This is a genomic window from Streptomyces sp. NBC_00212 (assembly GCF_045206365.1).
GTDB lineage: Bacteria > Actinomycetota > Actinomycetes > Streptomycetales > Streptomycetaceae > Streptomyces.
This window is the reverse complement of record NZ_CP108115.1, coordinates 6285474-6309476: the sequence shown is the minus strand read 5'-3', so window position 1 is coordinate 6309476 and position 24003 is coordinate 6285474. Positions and strand designations below refer to the sequence as shown.

At 71.4% G+C, this 24003-nt stretch carries 23 protein-coding genes; 12 read left to right on the top strand and 11 right to left on the bottom strand.

Translation table 11 applies throughout. From position 1 onward, the window contains the following. Nucleotides 1-175: 175 nt before the first annotated feature. Complete coding sequence (locus tag OHA17_RS28740) at nucleotides 176-1555, top strand: cysteine desulfurase/sulfurtransferase TusA family protein (protein WP_406508968.1); 1380 nt, start codon at nucleotides 176-178, stop codon at nucleotides 1553-1555. Between the two features lie 3 nt (nucleotides 1556-1558). Here OHA17_RS28740 and OHA17_RS28735 read toward each other — a convergent pair whose 3' ends face one another. Beyond that, a complete protein-coding gene (locus tag OHA17_RS28735) occupies nucleotides 1559-2533 on the bottom strand; it encodes a carbohydrate kinase family protein (protein ID WP_053727707.1) in 975 nt (324 codons plus the stop codon). Nucleotides 2534-2675: 142 nt separating this feature from the next. Here OHA17_RS28735 and OHA17_RS28730 point away from each other — a divergent pair, with 142 nt between their 5' ends. Together OHA17_RS28730 and OHA17_RS28725 are read left to right on the top strand one after the other, a co-directional pair. Further along, entirely contained in the window at nucleotides 2676-2885 is a 210-nt protein-coding gene (locus OHA17_RS28730; RefSeq protein ID WP_053727706.1) for a hypothetical protein, read from the top strand. A 115-nt stretch (nucleotides 2886-3000) separates the two neighbouring features. Then, on the top strand, nucleotides 3001-4500 hold the full coding sequence (locus OHA17_RS28725; protein ID WP_406508967.1) for a hypothetical protein: 1500 nt from the start codon (nucleotides 3001-3003) through the stop codon (nucleotides 4498-4500). 76 nt (nucleotides 4501-4576) lie between these two features. Here OHA17_RS28725 and OHA17_RS28720 read toward each other — a convergent pair whose 3' ends face one another. Continuing rightward, nucleotides 4577-4933 (bottom strand): iron-sulfur cluster assembly accessory protein, encoded by a 357-nt coding sequence (locus OHA17_RS28720; RefSeq protein ID WP_030933606.1) that lies wholly within the window; start codon nucleotides 4931-4933, stop codon nucleotides 4577-4579. Nucleotides 4934-5231: 298 nt separating this feature from the next. Between OHA17_RS28720 and nadA the strand changes: the two genes are divergently transcribed. After that, the gene (gene nadA, locus OHA17_RS28715; protein WP_398870984.1) at nucleotides 5232-6446 is read left to right on the top strand and encodes a quinolinate synthase NadA; all 1215 of its coding nucleotides are present in this window, start codon (nucleotides 5232-5234) and stop codon (nucleotides 6444-6446) included. Nucleotides 6447-6536: 90 nt separating this feature from the next. Here nadA and OHA17_RS28710 read toward each other — a convergent pair whose 3' ends face one another. The 5 genes from OHA17_RS28710 to OHA17_RS28690 form a co-directional block, all read right to left on the bottom strand. After that, entirely contained in the window at nucleotides 6537-9656 is a 3120-nt protein-coding gene (locus OHA17_RS28710) for an efflux RND transporter permease subunit (RefSeq protein ID WP_406508966.1), read from the bottom strand. Between the two features lie 205 nt (nucleotides 9657-9861). Then, complete coding sequence (locus tag OHA17_RS28705; protein WP_406508965.1) at nucleotides 9862-10551, bottom strand: response regulator; 690 nt, start codon at nucleotides 10549-10551, stop codon at nucleotides 9862-9864. After that, nucleotides 10548-11777, bottom strand: coding sequence for a sensor histidine kinase (locus tag OHA17_RS28700; RefSeq protein ID WP_398870990.1), 1230 nt, complete (start codon nucleotides 11775-11777; stop codon nucleotides 10548-10550). Before OHA17_RS28700 ends, OHA17_RS28705 begins: the two co-directional genes overlap by 4 nt. A 39-nt stretch (nucleotides 11778-11816) precedes the next feature. Then, nucleotides 11817-12095: a PspA-associated protein PspAA gene (locus tag OHA17_RS28695; RefSeq protein WP_053727700.1), complete on the bottom strand. Its 279-nt coding sequence runs from the start codon at nucleotides 12093-12095 to the stop codon at nucleotides 11817-11819. Between the two features lie 19 nt (nucleotides 12096-12114). Next, complete coding sequence (locus OHA17_RS28690) at nucleotides 12115-12909, bottom strand: PspA/IM30 family protein (RefSeq protein ID WP_078966581.1); 795 nt, start codon at nucleotides 12907-12909, stop codon at nucleotides 12115-12117. Between the two features lie 263 nt (nucleotides 12910-13172). Here OHA17_RS28690 and OHA17_RS28685 point away from each other — a divergent pair, with 263 nt between their 5' ends. The 3 genes from OHA17_RS28685 (at nucleotide 13173) to OHA17_RS28675 (ending at nucleotide 15765) form a co-directional block, all read left to right on the top strand. After that, nucleotides 13173-13769 carry a DUF3043 domain-containing protein gene (locus OHA17_RS28685; RefSeq protein WP_386109686.1) on the top strand — a complete coding sequence of 199 codons (597 nt, stop codon included), beginning with the start codon at nucleotides 13173-13175 and terminating at the stop codon, nucleotides 13767-13769. An 86-nt stretch (nucleotides 13770-13855) separates the two neighbouring features. Further along, entirely contained in the window at nucleotides 13856-14563 is a 708-nt protein-coding gene (locus tag OHA17_RS28680) for a class I SAM-dependent methyltransferase (protein WP_398870992.1), read from the top strand. A gap of 92 nt (nucleotides 14564-14655) precedes the next feature. Further along, nucleotides 14656-15765, top strand: coding sequence for a S1C family serine protease (locus OHA17_RS28675; RefSeq protein ID WP_406508964.1), 1110 nt, complete (start codon nucleotides 14656-14658; stop codon nucleotides 15763-15765). Between the two features lie 39 nt (nucleotides 15766-15804). Here the strand turns inward: OHA17_RS28675 and OHA17_RS28670 are convergent, their stop codons facing one another. Beyond that, nucleotides 15805-16014 (bottom strand): hypothetical protein, encoded by a 210-nt coding sequence (locus tag OHA17_RS28670; protein ID WP_053727695.1) that lies wholly within the window; start codon nucleotides 16012-16014, stop codon nucleotides 15805-15807. Nucleotides 16015-16093: 79 nt separating this feature from the next. Here OHA17_RS28670 and OHA17_RS28665 point away from each other — a divergent pair, with 79 nt between their 5' ends. From OHA17_RS28665 to OHA17_RS28650, 4 genes are all read left to right on the top strand, one after another. Continuing rightward, nucleotides 16094-17290: a bifunctional adenosylcobinamide kinase/adenosylcobinamide-phosphate guanylyltransferase gene (locus OHA17_RS28665; RefSeq protein WP_406508963.1), complete on the top strand. Its 1197-nt coding sequence runs from the start codon at nucleotides 16094-16096 to the stop codon at nucleotides 17288-17290. Between the two features lie 30 nt (nucleotides 17291-17320). Next, entirely contained in the window at nucleotides 17321-18406 is a 1086-nt protein-coding gene (cobT, locus tag OHA17_RS28660) for a nicotinate-nucleotide--dimethylbenzimidazole phosphoribosyltransferase (protein ID WP_398870998.1), read from the top strand. Between the two features lie 84 nt (nucleotides 18407-18490). Further along, nucleotides 18491-20260, top strand: coding sequence for a phosphatidylglycerol lysyltransferase domain-containing protein (locus OHA17_RS28655; protein ID WP_406508962.1), 1770 nt, complete (start codon nucleotides 18491-18493; stop codon nucleotides 20258-20260). Continuing rightward, entirely contained in the window at nucleotides 20257-20988 is a 732-nt protein-coding gene (locus OHA17_RS28650; RefSeq protein ID WP_406508961.1) for a hypothetical protein, read from the top strand. Before OHA17_RS28655 ends, OHA17_RS28650 begins: the two co-directional genes overlap by 4 nt. On the opposite strand, the gene OHA17_RS28645 is transcribed toward OHA17_RS28650, so the two are convergent. Further along, nucleotides 20937-21692 (bottom strand): hypothetical protein, encoded by a 756-nt coding sequence (locus OHA17_RS28645; protein ID WP_406508960.1) that lies wholly within the window; start codon nucleotides 21690-21692, stop codon nucleotides 20937-20939. The genes OHA17_RS28650 and OHA17_RS28645 overlap by 52 nt on opposite strands. Before the next feature lie 69 nt (nucleotides 21693-21761). On the opposite strand from OHA17_RS28645, the gene OHA17_RS28640 reads away from it, so the two are divergent. Next, complete coding sequence (locus OHA17_RS28640; RefSeq protein ID WP_406510835.1) at nucleotides 21762-22553, top strand: adenosylcobinamide-GDP ribazoletransferase; 792 nt, start codon at nucleotides 21762-21764, stop codon at nucleotides 22551-22553. 3 nt (nucleotides 22554-22556) lie between these two features. Here the strand turns inward: OHA17_RS28640 and OHA17_RS28635 are convergent, their stop codons facing one another. Then, nucleotides 22557-23378, bottom strand: a complete 822-nt coding sequence (locus OHA17_RS28635) for an endo alpha-1,4 polygalactosaminidase (protein ID WP_406508959.1) — start codon at nucleotides 23376-23378, stop codon at nucleotides 22557-22559. Then, nucleotides 23375-23992 carry a spherulation-specific family 4 protein gene (locus OHA17_RS28630; protein WP_053727688.1) on the bottom strand — a complete coding sequence of 206 codons (618 nt, stop codon included), beginning with the start codon at nucleotides 23990-23992 and terminating at the stop codon, nucleotides 23375-23377. The genes OHA17_RS28635 and OHA17_RS28630 overlap by 4 nt, the downstream gene beginning before the upstream one ends. Between the last annotated feature and the right edge of the window lie 11 nt (nucleotides 23993-24003).

Below are 24003 nucleotides of genomic sequence, written 5' to 3'. Positions count from 1 at the left end.
GCGGACCAAACCCTACTGGACGCTATTTGGGGTCGCGCGGGGAGGGTGCCCAACGCGCCGTCCGAGTCCCCGAAGGGGTGGAGCCGCGGTGGAATCCCGGCCTCCGGGCGCCATCTGACGACCCCTCGCCCCGTCCCCCGCGGCCCGCACGCCGGGCCGGGGTTAGCGTGGCCGGGTGCCCTACTTCGACGCGGCCTCCTCGGCCCCCCTGCACCCCGTCGCCCGCCAGGCCCTGCAAGCCTCCTTGGACGAGGGGTGGGCCGATCCGGCCCGGCTCTACCGGGAGGGCAGGCGCGCCCGGCTGCTCCTGGACGCGGCGCGGGAGGCCGCCGCGGAGGCCGTCGGCTGCCGCCCGGACGAGCTCAGCTTCACCAGTTCGGGGACGCGTGCGGTGCACTCCGGAATTTACGGATCCTTGTCCGGGCGTCGGCGTGTCGGGCGGCATCTGGCGGTGTCCGCGGTCGAGCACTCCTCCGTCCTCCATTCGGCCGCCTCCCACGAGGCGGGCGGCGGTGCGGTGACGGAGGTCGCGGTGGACCGTACGGGCCGGGTCTCCCCCGACGCGTACGCCGCGGCCCTGCGGCCCGACACCGCGCTCGCCTGCCTCCAGTCCGCCAACCACGAGGTGGGCACCCTCCAGCCGGTGGCCGAGGTGGCCGAGGCGTGCCGGGCGGCGGGCGTGCCGCTGCTCGTGGACGCGGCCCAGTCGCTGGCCTGGGGGCCGGTCGAGGGTGCCTGGTCGATCCTCGCGGCGAGTGCCCACAAATGGGGCGGTCCGGCAGGAGTCGGGCTGCTCGCGGTGCGCAAGGGCGTCCGGTTCGCGCCTCAAGGGCCCGCCGACGAGCGGGAGTCGGGGCGCGCGGCCGGCTTCGAGAACATCCCGGCGATCGTGGCGGCGGCCGCTTCGTTGCGGGCCGTACGGGCGGAGGCCGAGGCCGAATCGGCGCGGCTGCGGGGCCTGGTGGAGCGGATCCGCACCCGGGTCGTGGAGCTGGTGCCGGATGTCGAGGTGGTCGGCGATCCGGTGCGGCGGCTGCCGCATCTGGTCACCTTCTCCTGTCTCTATGTCGACGGAGAGACCCTGCTGCACGAGCTCGACCGGGCGGAATTCTCCGTTTCTTCCGGTTCGTCCTGCACGAGCAGCACTCTGACGCCCAGCCATGTGCTGCGCGCCATGGGGGTGCTGAGTGAGGGAAACGTCCGGGTGTCGCTGCCGCTCGGCACTGCGGCGGAGGAGGTCGAGCGGTTCCTCGACGTGCTGCCGGGGGTGGTCGCGTCGGTGCGGACGAAGCTCGGGGCGCCGGTCGCGGCGGCCGGGCCCGCCGACGCCGAGGAGTTCGTGGTGGACTCGCTCGGCCGGCTCTGCCCGATCCCGGTCATCGAACTCGCGAAGGCGATCGGGAACGTGCCCGTGGGCGGTGTCGTGACGGTGCTCGCCGACGACGAGGCGGCCCGCCTCGACATCCCGGCGTGGTGCGAGATGCGGGGCCAGGAGTACCTGGGCGAGCACCCGGCAGAGGGCGGAACCGCCTACCGGGTGCGCCGCGTCAGCTGAGTCCTACTGGAGGTGGGCCCGCACCTCGGCGGCGGCCTCGTCGCCGTACGCCTTGGTGAAGCGGTCCATGAAGTGGGCCCGGCGCAGGGTGTACTCCTGGGTGCCGAGCGTCTCGATGACCAGGGTGGCCAGCATGCAGCCGAGCTGGGCGGCCCGCTCGTGCCCGACGCCCCAGGACAGGCCGGTCAGGAACCCGGCGCGGAAGGCGTCGCCCACGCCCGTCGGGTCGACCTTGGCCTCCTCCTCCGGGACGCCGACGACGATCGGCTCGGCGCCGACCTTGTCGATGCGCACGCCGCGCGAGCCGAGCGTGGTGACCCGGTAGCCGACCTTGGCGAGGATCTCCTCGTCGCTCCAGCCGGTCTTGTTCTCGATGAGCCCCTTCTCGTACTCGTTGGAGAAGAGGTACGTGGCGCCTTCGAGCAGGGTGCGGATGTCGTCGCCGGACATGCGGGCGATCTGCTGCGAGAAGTCGGCGGCGAAGGGGATGCCCCGCGCCTTGCACTCCTCGGTGTGGCGCAGCATCGCCTCGGGGTCGTCCGCGCCGATCAGCACGAGGTCGAGGCCGCCCACGCGGTCGGCGACGGCCTTCAGCTCGATCTGGCGGGCCTCGCTCATCGCGCCCGTGTAGAAGGAGCCGATCTGGTTGTGGTCGGCGTCGGTGGTGCACACGAAGCGGGCGGTGTGCAGGACCTCGGAGATCCGCACCGAGCCGGTGTCGACGCCGTGCCGGTCGAGCCAGGCGCGGTACTCGTCGAAGTCGGATCCTGCCGCCCCGACCAGGATCGGCCGGCCGCCGAGCTGGCCCATGCCGAAGCAGATGTTCGGACCGACACCGCCACGGCGTACGTCGAGGTTGTCGACCAGAAAGGAGAGGGAGACCGTGTGCAGCTGGTCGGCGACCAGCTGGTCGGCGAATCGGCCGGGGAAGGTCATGAGGTGGTCGGTGGCGATGGAGCCGGTGACTGCGATACGCACGGCGGGGGCGCTCCTGATGAGAATGCGGAGGGGCGGGCGTTGACGGTTCACGCTACCGGGTCGGCCCCACTGGGCCGACCGGCGGAAACTACCCAATAGTAGGTCTTTCTGCGCACGCTTCCCGATGCGTACGGTGCGAAGCATGGAAACCAAGTTGAGCAGCGGGCACGGGGTGGCGGCCGATCTTCCTGGTCTGGAGGAGCTGCGCGGGGACTGTGCGCGGATGGCTCCGCACTGGGTGGTGCCCGCGCGGAACGCTCCCGCGCCGGTGCCGCCGTCCCGGATCCACGGTGTGACGATCCCGCCGTCTTCGGTACGGCTGATCGCGGACATGTCCGAATACGGGGACTGAAACGGCCTGATCGCACGGGTGCGGCGCACGGGATGGAACCGTGCGCTCCCCCGCTCCGTCCAACCGCCGTCCCTCGTAAAGAGGATGCGGGATACGACTGGACAGGAGCGATCTGGTGAGCAGCGAGCACACGCAGGACGAGCCCGAGCAGCGGCGTTCGCGACGATCTCCCTTGATCCTCGCCGCGGCCGCCGTGGCCGTACTGGCCGCGGGTGGCGGTGGGGCGTACTGGGCCTCGACGGCGTCCTCGGGCGGTGGTGGTACGCCCGGCGGGAACGGAGCGCCTCCGCCGCTCGCACTCGACAGCACCCCGGGCGGGGGCACCGGCGGCAGTGGCGGCGGCAACGGGATCGCACCCGGTGAGCCGGACCCCAACGGGGTGGTCTACCGGGCGTCGGTCAAGCTGCCCGACGGCCCCGGCAAGGCGTCCGTCCACCAGCCGCGGGGCACGGTGAGCGAGGCCGATGTGACCCGGCTCGCCCGGGCGCTGGGGGTCGACGGGGCGGTACGCCTCGAAGGCGACAGCTGGAAGGCGGGCGTGACGAAGGACGGCTCGGGCCCGGTCCTGATGGTCAGTCAGAAGGCGCCGGGCACCTGGACGTTCGCGCGGTACGGAGCCGGTGGCTCGGACAACTGCCCCAAGGGCAAGATGTGTCCGATGCACACGACGGGCGCCGACACCGGAGGCGGTGCGGGCAACGGCGGCGACACGGGCTCCGGCAGCCCGGTGAGTGAGCAGGCGGCGAAGGCCGCCGCGGCGCCGGTCCTCAAGGCGCTCGGCCAGGACGACGCCAAGCTGGACGCCAAGGAGATCCTGGCCTCGGCCCGGGTGGTGAACGCCGACCCGGTCGTCGACGGGCTTCCCACCTACGGCTGGACGACCGGCATTCAGGTCGGCCCGGACGGTCAAGTGGTGGGCGGCAGCGGCCAGTTGAAGACGCCGGACAAGGGCGTCACGTATCCGGTGATCAGCGCGGACCAGACGCTGGCGCAGCTCAACAGCCACGTCACCGAGCGGCCGAAGACCAAGGACTGCACGGGGCCGGTGCCGGTGGAGGGCCAGCCGACCAAGGGGCGGCTGCCGAGCGATCCGCAGGGCAACATCCAGCCGTGCAAGCAGCCCACGCCCTCGACCGTGACGATCGACGGTGCCACTTTCGGGCTCGCCGCGCAGTTCGTGGACGGCACGCCGAGCCTCGTACCGTCGTGGCTGTTCCAGGTGAAGCCGGACGCCGGCCAGCCGTTCACGATCACGGCTCCGGCGGTGGCACCTCAGTACATCGCCAAGCCGCCGACCGGCGCTCCCGTGCCGCCGCCTTCGGGGTCGGCCACCGCGCCGGGCACGCACGGCCAGGCGCTTGAGTCGTACGCCGTCGCGCCGGACGGGCGGACCCTGAACGTGACGTTCTGGGGCGGGGTGTGCAGCACGTACACGGCGACCGCCGACGAGAGCGGCGACGGCGTGCGGGTCAAGGTGACCGGACAGGTCAAGGACCCGAAGAAGATGTGCATCATGCTGGCCAAGCAGCAGACGGTCTCGGTGCAGCTGCACGAGTCGCTCGGGGCCCGCAAGGTGCTCGACGCGGACACCGGCAAGGAGCTGCCGAAGAAGTAGCGCCGACGCTTTCGGACATGGCGAAGGCGGGTGCCCCCGGCGACCGGGGACACCCGCCTTTCGGCTGCCGCGCGGCTTAGCTGAAGGAGTCGCCGCAGGCGCAGGAGCCCGTCGCGTTCGGGTTGTCGATCGTGAAGCCCTGCTTCTCGATCGTGTCGACGAAGTCGATCGAGGCGCCGCCCAGGTACGGGGCGCTCATGCGGTCGGTGACGACCTTGACGCCGTCGAAGTCCTTGACGACATCGCCGTCGAGCGAGCGCTCGTCGAAGAACAGCTGGTAGCGCAGGCCGGAGCAGCCGCCCGGCTGAACGGCGACGCGCAGCGCCAAGTCGTCCCGGCCTTCCTGCTCAAGGAGGCCCTTGACCTTGGCCGCGGCGGCGTCGGACAGGAGGATGCCGTCGCTCACGGTGGTGGTCTCGTCCGATACGGACATCTGCTTCTCTCCCGGGTTGTACGGAGACTGCTTGCCGACGGTTGCAACCGGCGGAGCCCCGGATTCATTCCGGGTTCTTCCCTTTCATGCTCGCACACGAGGCGGCGGGCGAGGAAAGGCCTGTGGACAACTCCTCACGGGAGCGGGCGCGGGCCGGGTGCGTCACATCGACGCTATGGCCATCGTCAAAGTGACGTGAAGCAGTTATGATAGATAGCGTCATTTAGACGAAAACCCCTCGGTGGAAACACCGGGGCCACTGGAGCGGCTCCGCCGCACTGCTCAGGAAACAGAAAGGGTGCGTGACGTGACCACCGCCCAGCCCCGCCAGGACACCGCCGGCCGCGTCGAGCTCGACGTCCAGCCGACGCCGCTCGCGCTGCTCCTGCTCGGCCGCGAGGCCGACCCCAAGAGCGAGCGGGGCGTGGAATGTCCCGGCGACCTTCCTTCGCCCTCCGACCCGGACCTGGTGGCACGCGCCCGCGCGGCCAAGGCGAAGCTCGGGGACAAGGTCTTCATCCTCGGGCACCACTACCAGCGCGACGAGGTCATCGAGTTCGCCGATGTGACGGGCGACTCGTTCAAGCTGGCCAAGGACGCCGCCGCGAAGCCCGAGGCCGAGTACATCGTGTTCTGCGGTGTGCACTTCATGGCCGAGTCCGCGGACATCCTGACCGGTGACGACCAGAAGGTCGTCCTGCCGGACCTCGCCGCGGGCTGCTCGATGGCCGACATGGCCACCGCCGAGCAGGTCGCCGAGTGCTGGGACGTGCTGACCGAGGCCGGCATAGCCGAGCAGGTCGTGCCGGTCTCGTACATGAACTCCTCGGCCGACATCAAGGCGTTCACCGGCAAGCACGGCGGCACCATCTGCACCTCCTCCAACGCCGAGCGCGCCCTGAACTGGGCCTTCGAGCAGGGAGAGAAGGTTCTGTTCCTGCCCGACCAGCACCTGGGCCGCAACACCGCGGTGCGCGAGCTCGGCATGTCCCTCGACGACTGCGTGCTCTACAACCCGCACAAGCCGAACGGCGGGCTCACCGTCGAGGAGCTGCGGGGCGCCAAGATGATCCTGTGGCGCGGGCACTGCTCGGTGCACGGCCGCTTCTCGCTGGACTCGGTGAACGACGTGCGCGAGCGGATCCCGGGCGTGAACGTCCTGGTGCACCCCGAGTGCAAGCACGAGGTCGTGGCCGCGGCGGACTACGTCGGCTCGACCGAGTACATCATCAAGGCCCTGGAGGCCGCCCCGCGCGGCTCGAAGTGGGCGATCGGCACCGAGCTGAACCTGGTGCGGCGCCTCGCCAACCGGTTCGCCGCCGAGGACAAGGAGATCGTCTTCCTCGACAAGACGGTCTGCTTCTGCTCGACCATGAACCGCATCGACCTCCCCCACCTGGTGTGGACCCTGGAATCGCTCGCCGAGGGCAAGCTGATCAACCAGATCCAGGTCGACAAGGAGACCGAGAGCTTCGCGAAGCTGGCCCTTGAGCGGATGCTGGCGCTGCCGTAGCCGCCCGGAACACGACGGAAGGCCGCCCCCCGGTCGGAGGGGCGGCCTTCGTCGTTGCGGGACCTGGCCGGGCGTTGTCGCTGGCCCGGGTCAGGCGTTGACCGGCTCCAGCTGGTCGGAGTCGTCCGACGGGGCCGGGAGCCCCGCCTTCCTGGCGCGCTTGGCCGCCTTCTTCTTGGCCTTGCGCTCCTTGCGGAGCTCGACCATCGCGTAGAGCGTCGGCACCAGGAGCAGCGTCAGGAGCGTCGACGTCACCAGACCGCCGATCACCACGACCGCGAGCGGCTGGGCTATGAAGCCGCCCTCGCCCGTGACCCCGAGCGCCATCGGGAGCAGTGCGAAGATCGTCGCCAGTGCCGTCATGAGGATCGGGCGCAGGCGGTGGCGACCGCCCTCGACGACCGCCTCGACGACGCCGAGACCCTGCTTGCGGTACTGGTTGATCAGGTCGATCAGGACGATCGCGTTGGTGACCACGATGCCGATCAGCATGAGCATGCCGATCATCGCCGGGACGCCCATCGGGGTGCCGGTCGCGATCAGTAGGCCGATCGCGCCGGTGGCCGCGAACGGGATCGCGACGAGCAGGATCAGCGGCTGGATCAGCGACTTGAACGTCGCGACCAGGAGCATGAAGACGATCGCGATCGCCGCCAGCATCGCCAGGCCCAGGTTCTTGAACGCGTCCGACTGGTCCGAGGAGACGCCGCCGATGGAGGCGGTGGCGCCGGAGGGCAGCTTCAGGTCCTTGATCTTGGCCTGGAGGTCGGTGCTGACCTTGCCGGTGTTGTCGCCGACCGGCTTGGCGGTGATGGTCGCGGAGCGGGCGCCGTCGATCCGGGTCATCGAGACCGGTCCTGGCACGAGCTTCACGTCGGCGATGTCACCGAGCTTGACCGGGCCGAGGACGAGGTTCTTGAGCTGGTCCACCGTGGTGGCCGGGTCGGCCGCGGTGATGTACACATCACGCTCGGAATCGCCCATGATCGCCTTGGTGACCTGGGTGCCCCGCACCTGCTGGGCGACGGCCATGCCGAGGGTGGTCTGGTTGAAGCCCGCGTCGGCCGCCTTGTCGTTGGGCTGCACCGAGACCCGGGGCACGCTCTGCGCCAGGTCGCTCTGGACGTCGCTGACGTCCTTGAGGCTCGCGACCGCCTGGCGGACCTGCTCCGAGGCCTTCTTCAGGACGTCGCCGTCGGCCGCCTTGACGACCACGCTCAGGTCCTGGCTGCCGAAGCCGCCGCCGGTCGAGATGGCCGGGTTGCCCGGCTGGCCCTTGAGGGCCGCCTCAAGCCGGTCGTGCGCCTTGTCGTAGTCGCCCGCGCTCTTCAGCGTCACGGTGTACGAGGCCTGGTTGGCGCCGGTGCCGCCGCCGAAGGCGGCCATGAAGCCGGAGGAGCCGACGGTGACCTGGTAGCTCTTGACCGCCGGGTCGGCGGCGAGGATCTGCTCGACCTTCTTGGAGGCCGCGTCCGCCGCGTCCAGGCTGGTGCCCGGGGCCAGCTCCTGCTTGATCGAGAGGGTGTCCTGCTCGCCCTGGTCGAAGAAGTTGGTCTTCAGGAGGCCGGCCATGCCGAAGGTGCCGATCAGGATCACGACCGCGATCAGCACGCTGGTGAGGCGGCGCCGGGTCGCGAAGCGGAGGACCGGAACGTACATCCGCTGGAGGCGGGCCTTGTTCTCCTTCTCCTCGGCCCTGCGGCGCGCCTCGTCCGGGTCGATGCCCGCGATCGCCTTGGGCGCGCGCAGGAACCAGTACGACAGGACCGGGACGACGGTGAGCGAGACGAGCAGCGAGGCGAGCAGGGCCGCCGTGACGGTGAGGCTGAACGAGCCGAACAGCTCGCCCACCATGCCGCCGACCAGGCCGATCGGCAGGAAGACCGCCACGGTGGTCAGCGTCGAGGACGTGACCGCGCCGGCGACCTCCTTGACCGCGGTGAGGATCGCGTACTGGCGCTCCTCGCCGTAGCCGAGGTGGCGCTTGATGTTCTCCAGGACCACGATCGAGTCGTCGACGACCCGGCCGATCGCGATCGTCAGCGCGCCCAGGGTCAGCATGTTGAGGGAGAGGTCCTGCGTCCACAGCACGATCAGCGCGAGGACCACGGACAGCGGGATGGAGACCGCGGTCACCAGCGTCGAGCGGATGGACGCCAGGAAGAGCAGGATCACGAGCACCGCGAAGAGCAGGCCGAGCGCGCCCTCGGTGGTCAGGCCGGAGATGGCCTTGGAGACCTGCGGGCCCTGGTCCGAGACGACGGTGAGCTCGGCGCCCGAGCCGAGGTCCTTCTTCAGGTCGGGCAGCTTGTCCTTGACGTCCTTGGAGATCGCGACGGCGCTGCCGTCGTGGTCCATGGTGGCCATCACAGCGAGGCTCGGCTTGCCGTTGGTGCGGGTGATGGAGACCCGCTGGGAGGGCTGCTGCTTGACGGTGGCGATGTCGCCGAGGCGGACCGTGGCACCCTGCTGCGGCTTGATCCGCAGGTCCTCGATCTGCTTCAGCGAGGTGTACGGGGCGCCGACCTGGACCGTGCGGCTCTTGCCGTCCTCGGAGAACGAGCCGCCGGGGATGGTGGCGCCGCCCGCCTTCAGGGCGTCGCCGAGCGTCATCGTGTTGAGGCCGGCCGCGGCCAGCTTCTTCGGGTCGGGCGTGACGTTGACCTGGAGGTCCTGGACGCCGTCGACGCTGACGCGGCCGACGCCCTTGATGTCCTCAAGGGCCGGGACGACCGTGCGGTCCAGCTGGTCGGCGAGCGCCTGCTGGTCCTTGTCGGAGGTCACGGCGAGGACGACGGTCGGCATGTCGTCGGTGGAGCCGGCCACGACCTGCGGGTCGACTTCCGAGGGGATCTGGGTGCGGGACCGGTTGACGGCCTGCTGGATGTCGGCGACGAGCTGCTTCGTACCCGTGCCGTAATCGAAGGTCGCCATGATCACGGCGTTGCCCTCGGACGCCGTGGACGTGATGCCCTTGACTCCGCTGACGGCCTTGATGTTCTTTTCGAGCGGCTCGACGACCTGCTTCTCGACCACGTCGGGGGACGCGCCCTGATAGGGGGCGAGCACCGACACCATCGGCAGTTCGATGGTGGGCAGCAGTTGCTGCTTGAGCTGCGGAATGGCGATCGCCCCGAAGACGATCGCGACGATCGACATCAGGCCTATCAGGGCCCTTTGTGCGAGGCTGAATCTGGACAGCCAGGACATGGGTGGGGTCTCTCTTCTGTGGCGTGCGAGCGGCGGTACCCGGCAGGGGGCAGGCGGGACCGGCCCGTGATCACGCGGCGCATCACCCGGGAAGACCCGGCCCCCGCCTATAACCCTCGGCCATGGGGCGGGTGCAATTCCTCGCTCCCAGGTCCCTTTCCTTATCCCGCGCATACCGCAGCCGCAGTACGCCGCACTCCACCCTTCAGTCCACCCGCGGGCGGACAAGGCCGGATTCGTAGGCGATTACCACCAATTGGGCCCGGTCGCGGGCGCTCAATTTGGCCATCGCGCGGTTGACGTGGGTCTTCACGGTGAGCGGGCTGACCGCGAGGCGCTCGGCGATCTCGTCGTTGGAGTGGCCGCCCGCGACCTGCACCAGGACCTCGCGCTCGCGGACCGTGAGGGCGGCGAGGCGCTCGCCGTGCCGCCCCGGGTCCTCACCGCGGCCGTCCCAACTGCCGCCCTGCGCGAGGAAGGTGGTGATCAGGCCCTTGGTCGCGGCCGGCGAGAGCAGCGCCTCACCGGCCGCCGCGATCCGGATCGCGCCGAGCAGTTCCTCGGGCTCGGCGCCCTTGCCGAGGAAGCCCGAGGCGCCGGCCCGCAGCGACTGCACCACGTACTCGTCGACCTCGAAGGTCGTCAGCATCACCACGTGGACGGTGGCCAGCGCCGGGTCGGCGGTGATCGCGCGGGTGGCGGCGAGGCCGTCGGTGCCGGGCATCCGGATGTCCATCAGGACCACGTCCGGCAGGGTCCGGTGGACCACGTCGACGACCTCGGCGCCGTCGGCGGCCTCGCCGACGACCTCCATGTCCGGCTCGGAGTCGACCAGTACGCGGAACGCCGAGCGCAGCAGCGCCTGGTCGTCGGCGAGTACCACCTTGATCGTCATGACGCGCCTTCCCCCGTGGCCCCGGTCTCCGCGGCCTTGACCGGCAGTATCGCCTGTACGCGGAAGCCGCCGCCGTAGCGGGGCCCGGCGGTGCAGCTGCCGCCGAGCGCGGTGACGCGCTCGCGCATGCCGAGCAGGCCGTGCCCGCCGCCGTCACCGCCGCCGGTCCCGTCGCCCGCGGCGGTGCCGTTGTCGATGACGGTGATCTCGGTGTTCGGGCCGACCCGTACGACGCTCACCTCGGCCTTGGCGCCGGGTCCCGCGTGCTTCTGCACATTGGTGAGCGCCTCCTGGATGACCCGGTACGCGGCGAGGTCGACGGAGGCGGGCAGCGGGGAGTCGTCGACGCGCGCGAGCTCGACGGGCAGCCCCGCGCGCCGGAAGCCGCCGAGCAGGTCGTCGAGGACGGCGAGTCCGGGGGCGGGCTCGGTGGGGGCGGCCGGGTCGCCGGACTGGCGCAACAGGCCGACGGTGGACCGGAGTTCGTCCAGCGCCGACCGGCTGGCCTCGCGCACATGGGCGAGGGCCTCCTTGGCCTGGTCGGGCCGCTTGTCCATGACGTGGGCCGCGACCCCGGCCTGGACGTTGACCAGCGCGATGTGGTGGGCCACCACGTCGTGGAGGTCGCGGGCGATCCGCAGCCGTTCCTCGGCGACCCGGCGCCGGGCCTCCTCCTCGCGGCCGTGCTCGGCCCGCTCGGCACGCTCCCTGATCGCGTCGATGAAGGCGCGCCGGCTGCGCACGGCGTCTCCGGCGGCCGCGGCCATGCCGGTCCAGGCGAAGATCCCGAGGTGCTCCTGGGAGTACCAGGGCGGGGTGCCGAGGAGCATCGCCGTACCGGTGAGCACGACGATGGTGAGCACGCCGACCCGGTAGGTGGTGGGCCGGTCGGTGTGGGCGGCGACCGTGTACAGCGCGACGACGGCGCTCATCGCGACGGGCGCGGGCGGCGCGCCGAGGCTCAGCTCGACCATGGTGAGCGCACTGGCGCAGCCGAGCACGGCCATGGGCCTGCGCCGCCGCAGGACGAGGACGGCCGCGCCCAGTGTCATCAGGACGAGGGAACGCAGGCCCGGCGTGCGGGTGCCGAAGGTGGGCCCGTTCGGCCCGTGCGGGTCGGCGAAGGAGCCGACGACCATGCAGAGCAGTACGCCGAAGGCGAGGACGGCGTCCAGGGCCAGCGGATGCGCCCTGAGCCACGGGCGGGCACGGTCGATGGGGGTCACGGTCACCTACCGTAAAGGGGCCGGGACCCCGGCCCCCGGTCAGCCCGGGATGAGCCCGTCGTCGCTGAGCATCTCCTTGACCTCGTCCAGGCTCGCGTCCGGGCTCGGAAGGATCAGCTCGGACGGCTCCAGGGAGTCGTCGGGCAGCGGCTCGCCCAACCGGCGCACCGCGTCGAGGAGCGCGTTCAAGGTGCGGCGGAAGCCCTCCTCGTCACCGTCCTCCATCTGGGCGAGGAGTTCGTCGTCGAGCTTGTTGAGCTCGGTGAAGTGGCTGTCCGCCAGCTTCACCTGCCCCTCCCCCATGATCCGGACGATCATGAACGTCTCCTGCCGCTCGTCACTGCTTGTCGAAGCGCGGGCTCTGCTGCGGGGCCTTGTCCTCGGGAGCGGCGGTGCCGCCTTCGATGGCCTGCTTCCCGTTGGCCGGGCCACCCATCAGCTCGGCCTTCATCCGCTGCAGTTCCAGCTCTACATCCGTACCACCGGACAGCCGGTCCAGCTCGGTCTGGATGTCGTCCTTGGCGAGGCCCGACTGGTCGTCGAGGGCGCCGGAGGCGAGCAGTTCGTCGATCGCGCCGGCCCGCGCCTGGAGCTGCGCGGTCTTGTCCTCGGCCCGCTGGATGGCCATGCCGACGTCGCTCATCTCCTCGGAGATGCCCGAGAAGGACTCGGCGATGCGGGTCTGGGCCTGGGCCGCCGTGTAGGTCGCCTTGATCGTTTCCTTCTTGGTGCGGAAGGCGTCGACCTTGGCCTGGAGGCGCTGGGCCGCGAGGGTGAGCTTCTCCTCCTCGCCCTGCAACGTCTGGTGCTGCGTCTCCAGGTCGGTGACCTGCTGCTGCAGCGAGGCCCGGCGGGACAGGGCCTCGCGGGCCAGGTCCTCACGGCCGAGCGAGAGGGCCTTGCGGCCCTGGTCCTCCAGCTTGGAGGACTGGCTCTGGAGCTGATTGAGCTGCAGCTCCAGACGCTTGCGGGAGGTCGCGACGTCCGCGACGCCCCGGCGCACCTTCTGGAGCAGCTCAAGCTGCTTCTGGTACGAGTAATCGAGGGTCTCGCGAGGGTCCTCGGCCCGGTCAAGGGCCTTGTTCGCCTTCGCGCGGAAGATCATCCCCATACGCTTCATGACACCGCTCATGGGCTTCGCGCGCCCCCTTCTGACGGACTCCAGCTCCAGCTGCTGCAACAGGACCCACAGTACGGGCCCTGCATCCATTACCGCACTGTTCGGGCAACGATGCGCTCATCCCCAAGGACGACTGCGTCCCGCGTTGATCCGGCGCAGGGAGTAGGTGAACCTCGGGGAACCGTGCATCTGCTGCCTCTAGAGACGCAAGGCGTTGTGGGATCGTTCCCCACCGGCCTGGGGTCCATTCCCGTTACCCCGTACCCTTGGGGATTGTGTTCCGTAGCCGTTCCAACGCAGAGAAGGCCCCCACCGACAAGGTGACGGCGGACCTCTCCAAAGCGCCCCGCGACCCCGAGGCCCCCAAGGGGCGCCCCACTCCCAAGCGGAGTGAGGCCCAGACCCAGCGCCGCCGTGCCTCGACCGTGCCGACCGACCGCAAGGAGGCCGCCAAGCGCCAGCGCGAGGCCCGCCGGGTCGACATGGCCAAGCAGCGCGAGGCGCTCGCCAATGGCGACCAGCGCTATCTGCCGGCCCGTGACAAGGGCCCGGTGCGAGGGTTCGTCCGCGACTTCGTCGACTCCCGGTTCTCGGTCGCCGAGATGTTCCTGCCCCTCGCGGTGATCATCCTGGTCCTCTCGATGATCCGGATCGGCAGCCTGCAGAGCCTTTCGCTGCTGCTGTGGCTCGTCGTGATCGTGCTGATCGTGCTCGACTCGATCGGGCTCGCCTTCCGTCTGAAGAAGGCGCTGGCCGCCCGCTTCCCGGACGAGCCGAAGAAGGGCGCCGTCGCCTACGGCTTGATGCGCACGCTCCAGATGCGCCGGCTGCGGCTGCCCAAGCCGCAGGTCAAGCGCGGAGAGCGGCCCTGAGCGGCCGGCCGTCCGGCTTCACCGGCGCCGGCGGCGCCTGGCTCAAGGGCCTCGCCGGGCTGCGCAACGTCGTCCGCCAGGAGCTCGTGGCCCGTCAGCTCGACGAGCAGATAGCCGCGCGCTTCCCGGTGGGCCAGCGCCTGCGCGTGCTGGACGTCGGCATGGGCCAGGGCACCCAGGCCCTGCGCCTGGCCCGCGCCGGGCACTCGGTGACCGGGCTCGAATCCGATCCCGGGATGCTGAAGGTGGCCCGCGAGTCGCTGGCCACCGAGCCCGAGGGCATCCGCGAGCGGGTCCGCCTGATCGAGGGCGACGGCCGCGAGACCGGGGTCCACTTCCTGCCGGGCTCCTTCGACGTGGTGCTCTGCCACGGCGTCCTGATGTACGTCCAGGAGCCCGACGCGATGCTCGCGGGCCTGGCCCGGATGCTCGCCCCCGGCGGCCTGCTCTCGCTGCTCGTACGGAACGCCGACGCGCTGGCCGTGCGGCCCGGGCTCGCCGGTGACTGGCCGGGCGCCCTGTCGGCCTTCGACACCGACTCGTACACCAACCGGCTCGGCCTTCCGGTCCGGGCCGACAGGCTCGCCGCGCTGACCCGCACGCTGGACGGGATCGCGGCGCCGCTGCACGCCTGGTACGGGGTGCGGGTGTTCACCGACAACGTGCCGAACGAGACGCCGCTGCCGCCCGCCGACGAGCTGGACCGGCTGCTCGCCGCCGAGGACCGGGCCGGCCGCACCGACCCCTACCGCCAGGTCGCGGCGCTGCTGCACCTCTTCGGCGTACGGGACTGAGCCAGGGGTATCCGCCGATCGGGCCCGGGACCCCGGTACCTGATCGGGTGCACCGACAGGCCGTCAAATCGGACCAAAGGGATAATCCTGCCATGGATGCGTCTCTTCGCCCCGGCCGGGTGCGCCGTGCTGCCCTGCCCCTGACCGCCGTCGTCGCCACCGCCCTTCTCCTCGGCGGCTGTTCGGACACGGGCGCCGCGGCGGTCAAGGCATCACCCAGTACGTCCGCAGCTACGTCGGCGAGTTCTTCGACGGCCCGGCGGGGCGGCTCCGACGGGACCGACAGCCTGCAGAGCGACTACCAGCGCGTGATCAAGAACGTGCTGCCGTCGGTCGTGCAGATCGAGGCGTCCAACAGCCTCGGGTCGGGGATCGTCTACGACGGCCAGGGGCACATCGTCACCAACGCCCATGTGGTGGGTGACGAGAAGAGCTTCAAGGTGACGACGTCGGGCAGCAGCTCGGCGGTGACCGCCCGGCTGGTGGCGGCCTATCCGGAGCAGGACCTCGCGGTGATCAAGCTGGACTCGGTGCCGAGCGGTCTGAAGGCGGCCAGGTTCGGTGACTCGGCCAAGGTCGAGATGGGCCAGATCGTGCTGGCGATGGGCTCCCCGCTGGGGCTGTCCTCCAGCGTCACCCAGGGCATCGTGTCCGCGACCGGCCGCACCGTCTCCGAGGGCCAGGGCGGCGGCGGGACCGGCGCCACCATCGCCAACATGGTCCAGACCTCGGCCGCGATCAACCCCGGCAACAGCGGCGGCGCGCTGGTCAACCTGGACAGCGAGGTCATCGGCATCCCGACGCTCGCCGCGACCGACCCGGACATGGGCGGCAGCGCGGCTCCCGGCATCGGCTTCGCGATCCCGGTGTCGATGGTGAAGACGGTCGCCGACCAGATCATCAAGAGCGGCAAGGTCACCGACTCCGGCCGGGCGGCGCTCGGCATCACCGGCCGCACCGTGGTCGACACGAATTACCAGCCGGCCGGCGTCGCGGTCGTGCAGGTCGCGGCGAACGGCGCCGCGGCGAAGGCGGGCCTGAAGCCGGGCGACATCATCGTCAAGCTCGGCGACACCGGCATCTCGACCATCACCTCGCTCACCGAGGCGCTGGCCGCGGACAAGCCCGGCCAGAACGTGCAGGTCACGTATACGCGGGACGGTGCGAACAGGACGGCCGAGGTCGCCCTCGGCGAGATCTGAGCCGGGCCGGGGGCGCGCCGTGCGCCCCCGGCCGGGCCGTCAGGCCTGGTCGGCGTGCAGGCTCATCGGGCCGTAGATCCGTGTGCCGTCCTCGGACAGGAAGACCTGGTCGGCCCCGCCTTCGAGCAGGTCCTTCCACACCTCACCGATCCAGGACTCCGCATCGCCCTGGGTCGTGAACTCCTCCGGCGCCACCGCCGGCTCGACCTCCGTACCGTCCGACTTCTCGAAACGCCACGTCCACGCCATGTCCGCCTCCTGGGTCACGTTGCTGCCCGCAGCGTAACCGGGCGCGCAAGAGGGCCGGTGACGCGGGAGGATCGTCCCTGTGGAACTGACTCTCCTCGGCACCGGGGCCCCCACCGGCCTGCCGCGCCCCGACTGTCCCTGCGCCGCGTGCGCCGTCGCCCGCGGCGCGGGCGTGCGGGCCGCGACCGCCCTGCTCGTCGACGGCGCGCTGCTGCTCGACCTCACCCCGGGCGCGGCGCTCGCCGCCGCCCGCGCCGGACACACCCTCGCGGGCGTGCGCCAGGTGCTGCTCACCCATCCGCACGACGGGCCCGCCGTGGAGCTGCCCGCCGGGCTCCCGGCGGCCGGGCGGGTGCCGGACGGCCGCCGGCTGACGCTGATCAGCGGCCACCGGGTGCTCGCGGTGCCGCTGGACTCGCCGGGGACCGGGTACGAGGTGACCTCGCCGGAGGGCGAGCGGCTCCTTTACCTGCCGCCGGGCGGCGCGCCCGCCGGGCCCGCCGAGGTGCAGCCGTACGACATGGTGGTGGCCGATGTCGCCGGACGGCCCGACGCGCTCGCGCGGCTGCGGGCCGCGGGCGGCATCGGTCCCGCGACCGATGTGATCGCCGTCCACCTCGACCACGACGTGCCGCCCGGGCGGGAGTTGGAGCGCCGGCTCGCGGCGCTCGGCGCGCGGGCGGTGCCGGACGGCACGACGCTGATCGTCGGCGAGTACCACGCGGTGCCCGACCTGCCGCGCCGCACGCTCGTCCTGGGCGGCGCGCGCTCCGGCAAGTCGGTGGAGGCCGAGCGGCGCCTCGCGGGCTTCCCGCAGGTCGTGTACGTGGCGACGGGCGGCGCCCGGAACGGCGACGCGGAGTGGGCCGCCCGCGTCGGCCTGCACCGCGAGCGCCGGCCCTCCTCCTGGCGCACCGAGGAGACCTGCGAACTCGCGCCGCTGCTCGACGAGTCGGGGCCGCCGCTCCTGATCGACTGCCTGGCGCTGTGGCTGACCGACGCGATGGACCGGGTCGGCGCCTGGGACGACGAGAAGTGGGCGGCGGGCGGCGAGCGGGCGCTGCGGGAACGCACGGCCGAGCTCGTCGCGGCGGTGCGGGGCACCTCGCGGACGCTGGTGGCGGTGAGCAACGAGGTGGGGTCCGGAGTGGTGCCGGCCACCTCGTCGGGGCGGCGGTTCCGGGATGAACTGGGGCGCCTGAACGCGCTGTTCGCGGCCGAGTGCGAGCAGGTCCTGCTCGTCGTCGCGGGGCAGGCGCTCACGCTGCGCGGCTGACGCGGACAAGCTGGCGGTACTGTTCGGCAAATGAGCAGGCTGAACCTGGACGACTTCTCCGATCTGATCGAACGCCCCGACAACGGTGTGCGGCGGGACGCCGAGGAACGCCGGGAGCGGCTCACCGTGCCGCCCGGCGCCCTCGGCCGGCTCGACGAGCTGGCCACCTGGCTGTCCGCGGCGCAGGGCGCCAACCCGGTCCGGGCCGTGGAGCGGCCCCGCGTGATCCTCTTCGCGGGCGACCACGGCGTGGCGGGGCTCGGCGTCTCGGCCCGCCCGGCGGCCTCCGCGCACACGCTCGTACGCGCCGTCCTCGAAGGCGAGAGCCCGGTCGCGGTGCTCGCCCGCCGTCAGGGCGCCTCGGTCCGCGTCGTCGACGCGGGCCTGGACTGCGACCCGGCCCTGCTGCCCGAGGACGTCGTACGCCACCGGGTGCGGCGCGGCAGCGGCCGGATCGACGTCGAGGACGCGCTCACCGTGGACGAGGCGGAGGCGGCCGTACGGCTCGGCATGAGGATCGCCGACGAGGAGGCCGACTCCGGCACCGACCTGGTGGTGCTCGGCGACCTCAGCGTGGGCGGCACCACCCCGGCGGCAGTGCTGATCGCGGCGCTGTGCGGCACGGACGCCTCGGTGGTCACCGGCCGCGGTGGCGCCGGGATCGACGACCTGGCGTGGATGCGCAAGTGCGCGGCGATCCGGGACGCGCTGCGCCGGGCGCGGCCGGTTCTCGGCGATCAGCTCGAACTTCTGGCCGCCGTGGGCGGCGCGGACCTTGCCGCGACCACCGGTTTCCTGCTGCAGTGTGCGGTGCGCAGACTGCCGGTGATCCTGGACGGGGTCGTCTCGTCGGCCTGTGCGCTGGTGGCTCAGCGGGCGGCCTTCCGGGCTCCGGACTGGTGGCTCGCGGGCCAGCTGAGCGGCGAGCCGGGCCAGTCGAAGGCGCTGGACCGGATGGCGCTCAACCCTCTGCTCGATCATGGCGTCACAGTGGGCGAAGGAACCGGGGCATTGCTCGCTCTTCCCCTCGTACAAGCCGCGGCCGCACTGGCCGCGGAGCTGCCCGAGCGCACCGACCAGCGCGCGGAGAGCCCTGAGGAGAGCAGCGACGCGTGAGCCGCGCCGGAGCCGGAGGGGGCTCCCCCCTCGGCTCCGCCCGCGACCACTGTGGAACGCTATGCCGCCATATCATCGCGTTTCATGGGAGAAGTCCGCTTGAGCACCACCGAAGGAACGAACCGGAGCACGCCCCGGTCGCGGCGCGGGGCGGCATTCGCCGTCTGGTACCTGCGCATCGTGACGTTCATCAATTTCCTCAGCGCCGTTTGGGTCACCCTCGGCCAGGGGCTTCGGCGGCACAACACGGACGACTACTTCACTCCGTACCTGCTCGAAGCCGGCTTCACCTCGGGCGTCGTCACGCTGTTCCTCGCCGTCACCATGCGCCGGCGCAAGCGGGCCGCCTGGATCCTCAACATAGTGCTCGGCGGGCTGTTCCTGGCGCTGTTCGCGCTGGCCATGGCCTTCCCGGACATCAACCGCTACGCGCAGAACTGGGTCTCGCTCGCGCTGACCGCGGCCTTCGTGCTGGCGCTGCTGATCGGCCGCCGCGAGTTCTACGCCAAGGGCGACCGCTCCAACCCGCTGGCCGCGGTCGCGACCGCCATCGGCGGCCTGCTGGTCACCTCGCTGATCGCGGCGGTCCTGGTCAGCGCCACCAACACCTACGACGGCACCGACCACTCGACGTTCCTGCAGCGCTGGCGCTACGGCGTGATGCGCCTGGTGTTCCTGGTCCCCGACGACCGGCACACCCAGGGCATCACCACCCCGGGCTGGGTCAACGTCACCATCAACGTGCTTGCCACGCTGCTCCTGATCGCCGTCATCTACGCCGCCTTCCGCAACCGCAGGGCCGTCGACCCGCTCACCGTCGAGGACGAGGAGAAGCTGCGCGCGCTCCTGGACAAGCAGGGCGAGCGCGACTCCCTCGGCTACTTCGCGCTGCGCCGCGAGAAGGCCGTCATCTGGTCGCCGACCGGCAAGGCCGCCGTCACCTACCGCGTGATCAACAGCGTCTCCCTTGCCTCGGGCGACCCGATCGGCGACCCCGAGGCCTGGCCGGGCGCGATCGAGCCGTGGCTGGCCGAAGCCCGCGAGCACGGCTGGATCCCGGCCGTCACCGGCGCCAGCGAGGAGGCCGGGCAGATCTACGCCCGGCACGGCCTGGACGCCCTGGAGATGGGCGACGAGGCGATCGTGGAGACCGCCGAGTTCACCCTGGAGGGCCGCGCGATGCGGACCGTGCGCCAGGCGTACAACCGGGTGAAGAGGGCCGGGTACGAGGTGCGGATCCGCCGCCATGCGGACATCCCTGCCGAGGAGATGAACGAACTCCTGCGCAAGGCCGACGACTGGCGCGACGGCGCCACCGAACGCGGCTTCTCGATGGCGCTCGGCCGGCTCGGCGACCCCGCCGACGGCCAGTGCATGATGCTCGAATGCTTCGACGGCGAGGGCGAGTTGAGGGCGCTGCTCAGCTTCGTGCCCTGGGGCCCGAACGGTGTCTCGCTCGACCTGATGCGCCGTGACCGGGACTCCGAGAACGGCCTGATCGAGTTCATGGTGATCGAACTCCTGCAGCGCGCCAAGGAGATCAAGATCACTCAGGTCTCACTGAACTTCGCGATGTTCCGTTCCGTCTTCGAGCGCGGCTCGAAGCTCGGGGCAGGACCCGTGTTGAGGCTGTGGCGCTCGCTCCTCAGCTTCTTCTCCCGCTGGTGGCAGATCGAGTCGCTGTACCGGTCCAACGCCAAGTACCGGCCGATCTGGGAGCCACGGTTCACGTTGTTCGAGAAGAGTGCTGATCTGCCGCGGATCGCCATCGCGTCCGCGCGCGCCGAAGGGTTCCTGGAGGCCCCCGGACTGCCCAAGTGGCTGCACCGCAGGCACCTGGAATCACAGAGATGAACAGCCCGCGCAGGAGCGTCGTGGGCCGGTTCACCGAGCGCGAGTGGGGGCCGCTGTACAAGACCGTGAAGTACGCGCTGCGCACCCAGCGCTGGCGGGCCATCCCCCTGACGATCTCGGCGGTCCTGCTCACCTCGGTCTTCCAGGTCATCCAGAACCAGTCCTGGGGCTTCCGGCCGATCCAGATCATCGGTTCCGTGAAGGCCGAGTACCCGCTGTGGATCTCGCTCCTGCGCACCCCGTTCTCGCTCTTCGTGCCGGCCCTCGACCTGCCGGTGTGGGGCGCGCTCGGCCAGGTCCTCGTGGTGTTCGGCATCGCGGAGATCTGCGTCGGGCGGGGCCGGATGCTGCTCATCGCCTACGCGGCGACGCTGGCCGGCACCCTGTACGCGCGGGTCGGCATCCACATCGGCCCGGACAGCGTCTTCGGACTGCCCGCCTCCGCCGCCAAGATGGTCGACACCGGCCCCTCGGCGGCGGTGGTCGCCCTCGCGGTGTACGTGTGCTGGCGCTACCGGGCGTACTGGACGGCCGGGACCGTGGCGCTCGCGATGGTCGTCGAGGTGGTGCTCAAGAACAACCTCGCGGGCAAGGAGCACATCGCGGCGCTCGTCGTGGTCGCCGTGATCTGCTGGATCACCCATGAACGGCGAAGGCGCCGACGCGACCGCCATGATCAGGGGCGGCGCACCGGGAGCCTGTCGGGCGCGCCGCCGATCCAGTCCTGAAGGCGGCGCCGCGGCCGTGACCAGCGCCGGTCGTGGCGGTAGGCCCTGAGCCCGGCCTTCGCCCTGGCCCGCGGCCGGTTGCGGTAGAAGCGCTGGGCCCACGGGGAGCCCGGCCGGGCGAGCCGGATCGCGCCGAACAGCGCCACGAACGGCACGAACGTGCCGATCATCGAAAGCCGCACCTTGCCCTTGAACAGCGAGATCAGCACGAAGCAGAAGTTGATCGCGATCGTGGTGATGAACGAGCCCCGGCTCTCCCGCTCCCCGGGGGACACGTCGTTGACGCCGAGCGGTGAGAACCCCGCGAGCACCAGCGTCATGAGGGCGGCCGCCATCACCACGATCTCGACGCTCTTGCGCCCGCTCTCGCTCCAGTACACGTCGTCGAGGTGCAGGATCAGCGCGAACTCGTCGAGGACCAGGCCCGCGCCCATCCCGAACAGGACGGCGAAGGTGGCCGCCGCGATCCCGTGCCGGCCGCTGCCGACCGCCCCGAAGCCGCCGACGATGGTGAGGATGACCCCGGGCACCACGTGGTGGATGTGCAGCCCGCCGGGCTTGATGTTCCGGAACGGGCCGCGCCCGGCCCGGATCAGGCGCGTGATGGAGCGCGTGACCAGGAACGTCACGACGAACGCGGCCAGCGCGAGCAGCATGGGGAGCTTGCCCGGCTCCGTGATGTTCCGGTAGAACCAGTGACCCATCCCACCCGCCCTTGTTTGCGCTGGTATGCGCAATTTACCGCCGCCGAGGGGTGGAGTGCTCGGGATATCCTGCGCCGGGTGAACCCCAGCAAGGCCCTGCACGGCGTACGTTTCGCCTTCGGCACCCTCACCGTCTTCCCCGCCCGCATCACCCGGTGGGACCGCGCCGCCGCCCGCGCGGGGATGACGCTCGCGCCGCTGGCCGGGCTCGCCGTCGGCCTGTGCGCGGCGGCCGCGGGCGCGGGGTTCTGGGGGCTCGGGGCCGGGTCGCTGCTCGTGGCGGTGGTGAGCGTGGCCGCGCCCGCCCTGCTGACCCGGGGGCTGCATCTGGACGGGCTCGCCGATGTCGCCGACGGGCTCGGCAGCGCCAAGCCCGCCGAGGAGGCGCTGCGCATCATGAAGCGCAGCGACATCGGCCCGTTCGGCGTGGTCGCCCTGCTCTTCCTGCTGCTCGCCCAGATCGCCGCCCTGTCCCGGCTGTACGAGGACGGCTGGGCCCGGGGTGCCGTGGCGACTGTCGTCTCGGCCGTCGCCGCCCGCACCGCCCTCACGCTGGCCTCCCGGCGCGGCGTCCCGGCGGCCCGTCCCGACGGGCTCGGCGCGGTGGTGGCGGGCACGGTGCCGGGTCGGCGCGCCGCGGCGGTCGCCGCCCTGGTGACCGGGGCCTCGGCTGCGGCGGGGTGGCTGTTCGGGCCCTGGTCCGCGCTGCACTTCGCGCTCGCCGTGCCGGCCGGGCTCGCCGTCGCGCAGGTGCTGCTGCGGCGCTGCGTGGGGAGGTTCGGCGGGGTGACGGGCGACGTGTTCGGGGCGGTCGCGGAGACCTCCGCGACGGTGACGCTGGTCGCGCTCACCCTCGGCTGAGCCTCAGCAGGGCTCGCGCCACGCCAGCAGGTCGTACTTCTTCCCCATCGAGCTGAGCCCCAGCTTCTTGGACTCGGCGCAGAACTTGGCCGGCGGGAGTTCGTACTCGACGTGGAAGACGGCCTTGCCCGCCCGCACGAACGGCGTGAGCTTGTCGCACTCGCCGTACTGGGCGCACTGTTCGTTGACGGCGAAGTCGAAGTGGGCGAGCAGCTGCGGGATCTGGTCGAGGTCGTTCTTCAGGCCGACGGCCAGGCCCCGGTCATGGGCCAGCCGGGCGATGAGTTCGTTGTATGTGAGCTGGTCGCCGGCCTTGAGCGGGAAGCCGGTGTCGTTGTCGTAGCCGTCCATGTTGTCCGGCTCGACCGCGTCGAAGCCCTTCGCCCTGCACAGGTCGAAGCGCTTGGCGATCAGCGGTTCGAGGATGTCGGTACGGCGGATGTCGAGCCAGCGCTCCCCGTCCCAGCCGTTGCCCTTGCCGAGCACCTCCTTGGGGAACTGCTTGGCGTCGGGCCGCCAGTTCTCCCAGGCGCCCGTCGAGACGTAGCAGATGACCTTGCGGCCCCGGCGGTGCAGATCGGCGACGGCCGCCGCGTCCTGGTCGACGGCGTCGATGTCGTACACCTGGACGTCGACGGCCGGGTCGAGCGTGCCCTTGAGCTGCCACTGCCAGGTCAGGCCCGGCTTGGGCTGCCAGTGCGGGCCGGAGGGGGCGGGCGGCACGGTGTCGCCGCCGCCCCCGTCCCCGTCATCGGGGCCGTCCGGGGAGCTGGTGCACGCCGCGAGCAGGAGCAGCGGAAGCAGCAGCCAGAGGGAGCGTTTCACCGGGCGGGCTCCAAGCGGTGCGGCAACGTGCCCCAGGGGTGCGGCAGTTGACCGGGTACGAGGCAGTGGACGGGGGCCTGGGCGACGGCGTCGGGCGGGGCCCCGTACACCAGATGGCAGGTGTCGGGCCCGGTCGGCCCGGCCGGCCGGTAGGCGGACCAGGGCCCCTCGAAGGTGACCAGGAGATCGGCGATCCGGGCGTAGCCGGGGTGCGGGACGGCCCCGTGGTTCAGGACGAGCGTGACGTACGTGTCGTACGAGGCGGCAAAGGCGGCCCGCAGGTCGGCGTAGTACGGCAGTTGGAGGGCGGAGGTGGCCGCCTGGTCGAGGAAGAGGCCGTGCACCCCGTACCAGGCGCGGTGGCGGGCCGCCTCGCGCACCACGTCCTGCGGCGGGCGCGCGCCGTAGGCGGTGTCCACGTAGCCGAGCACCCGCACGCCCGCCGAGCGCAGCCGGTCGGCCACCTCGGCGAAGGACGCGTCGGGTGAACTCCCCGATCCGTTGGCCGGGTTGAGGACGACCCCGTACAGCGAGGGCGCGGCGGCGATCAGCGCGTCCCAGGCCTCCGGCTGTTCGGCCGGGTGCTCGTAGTAGGGCACAAGGAGTTTGCTCATGTGCTTCCTCG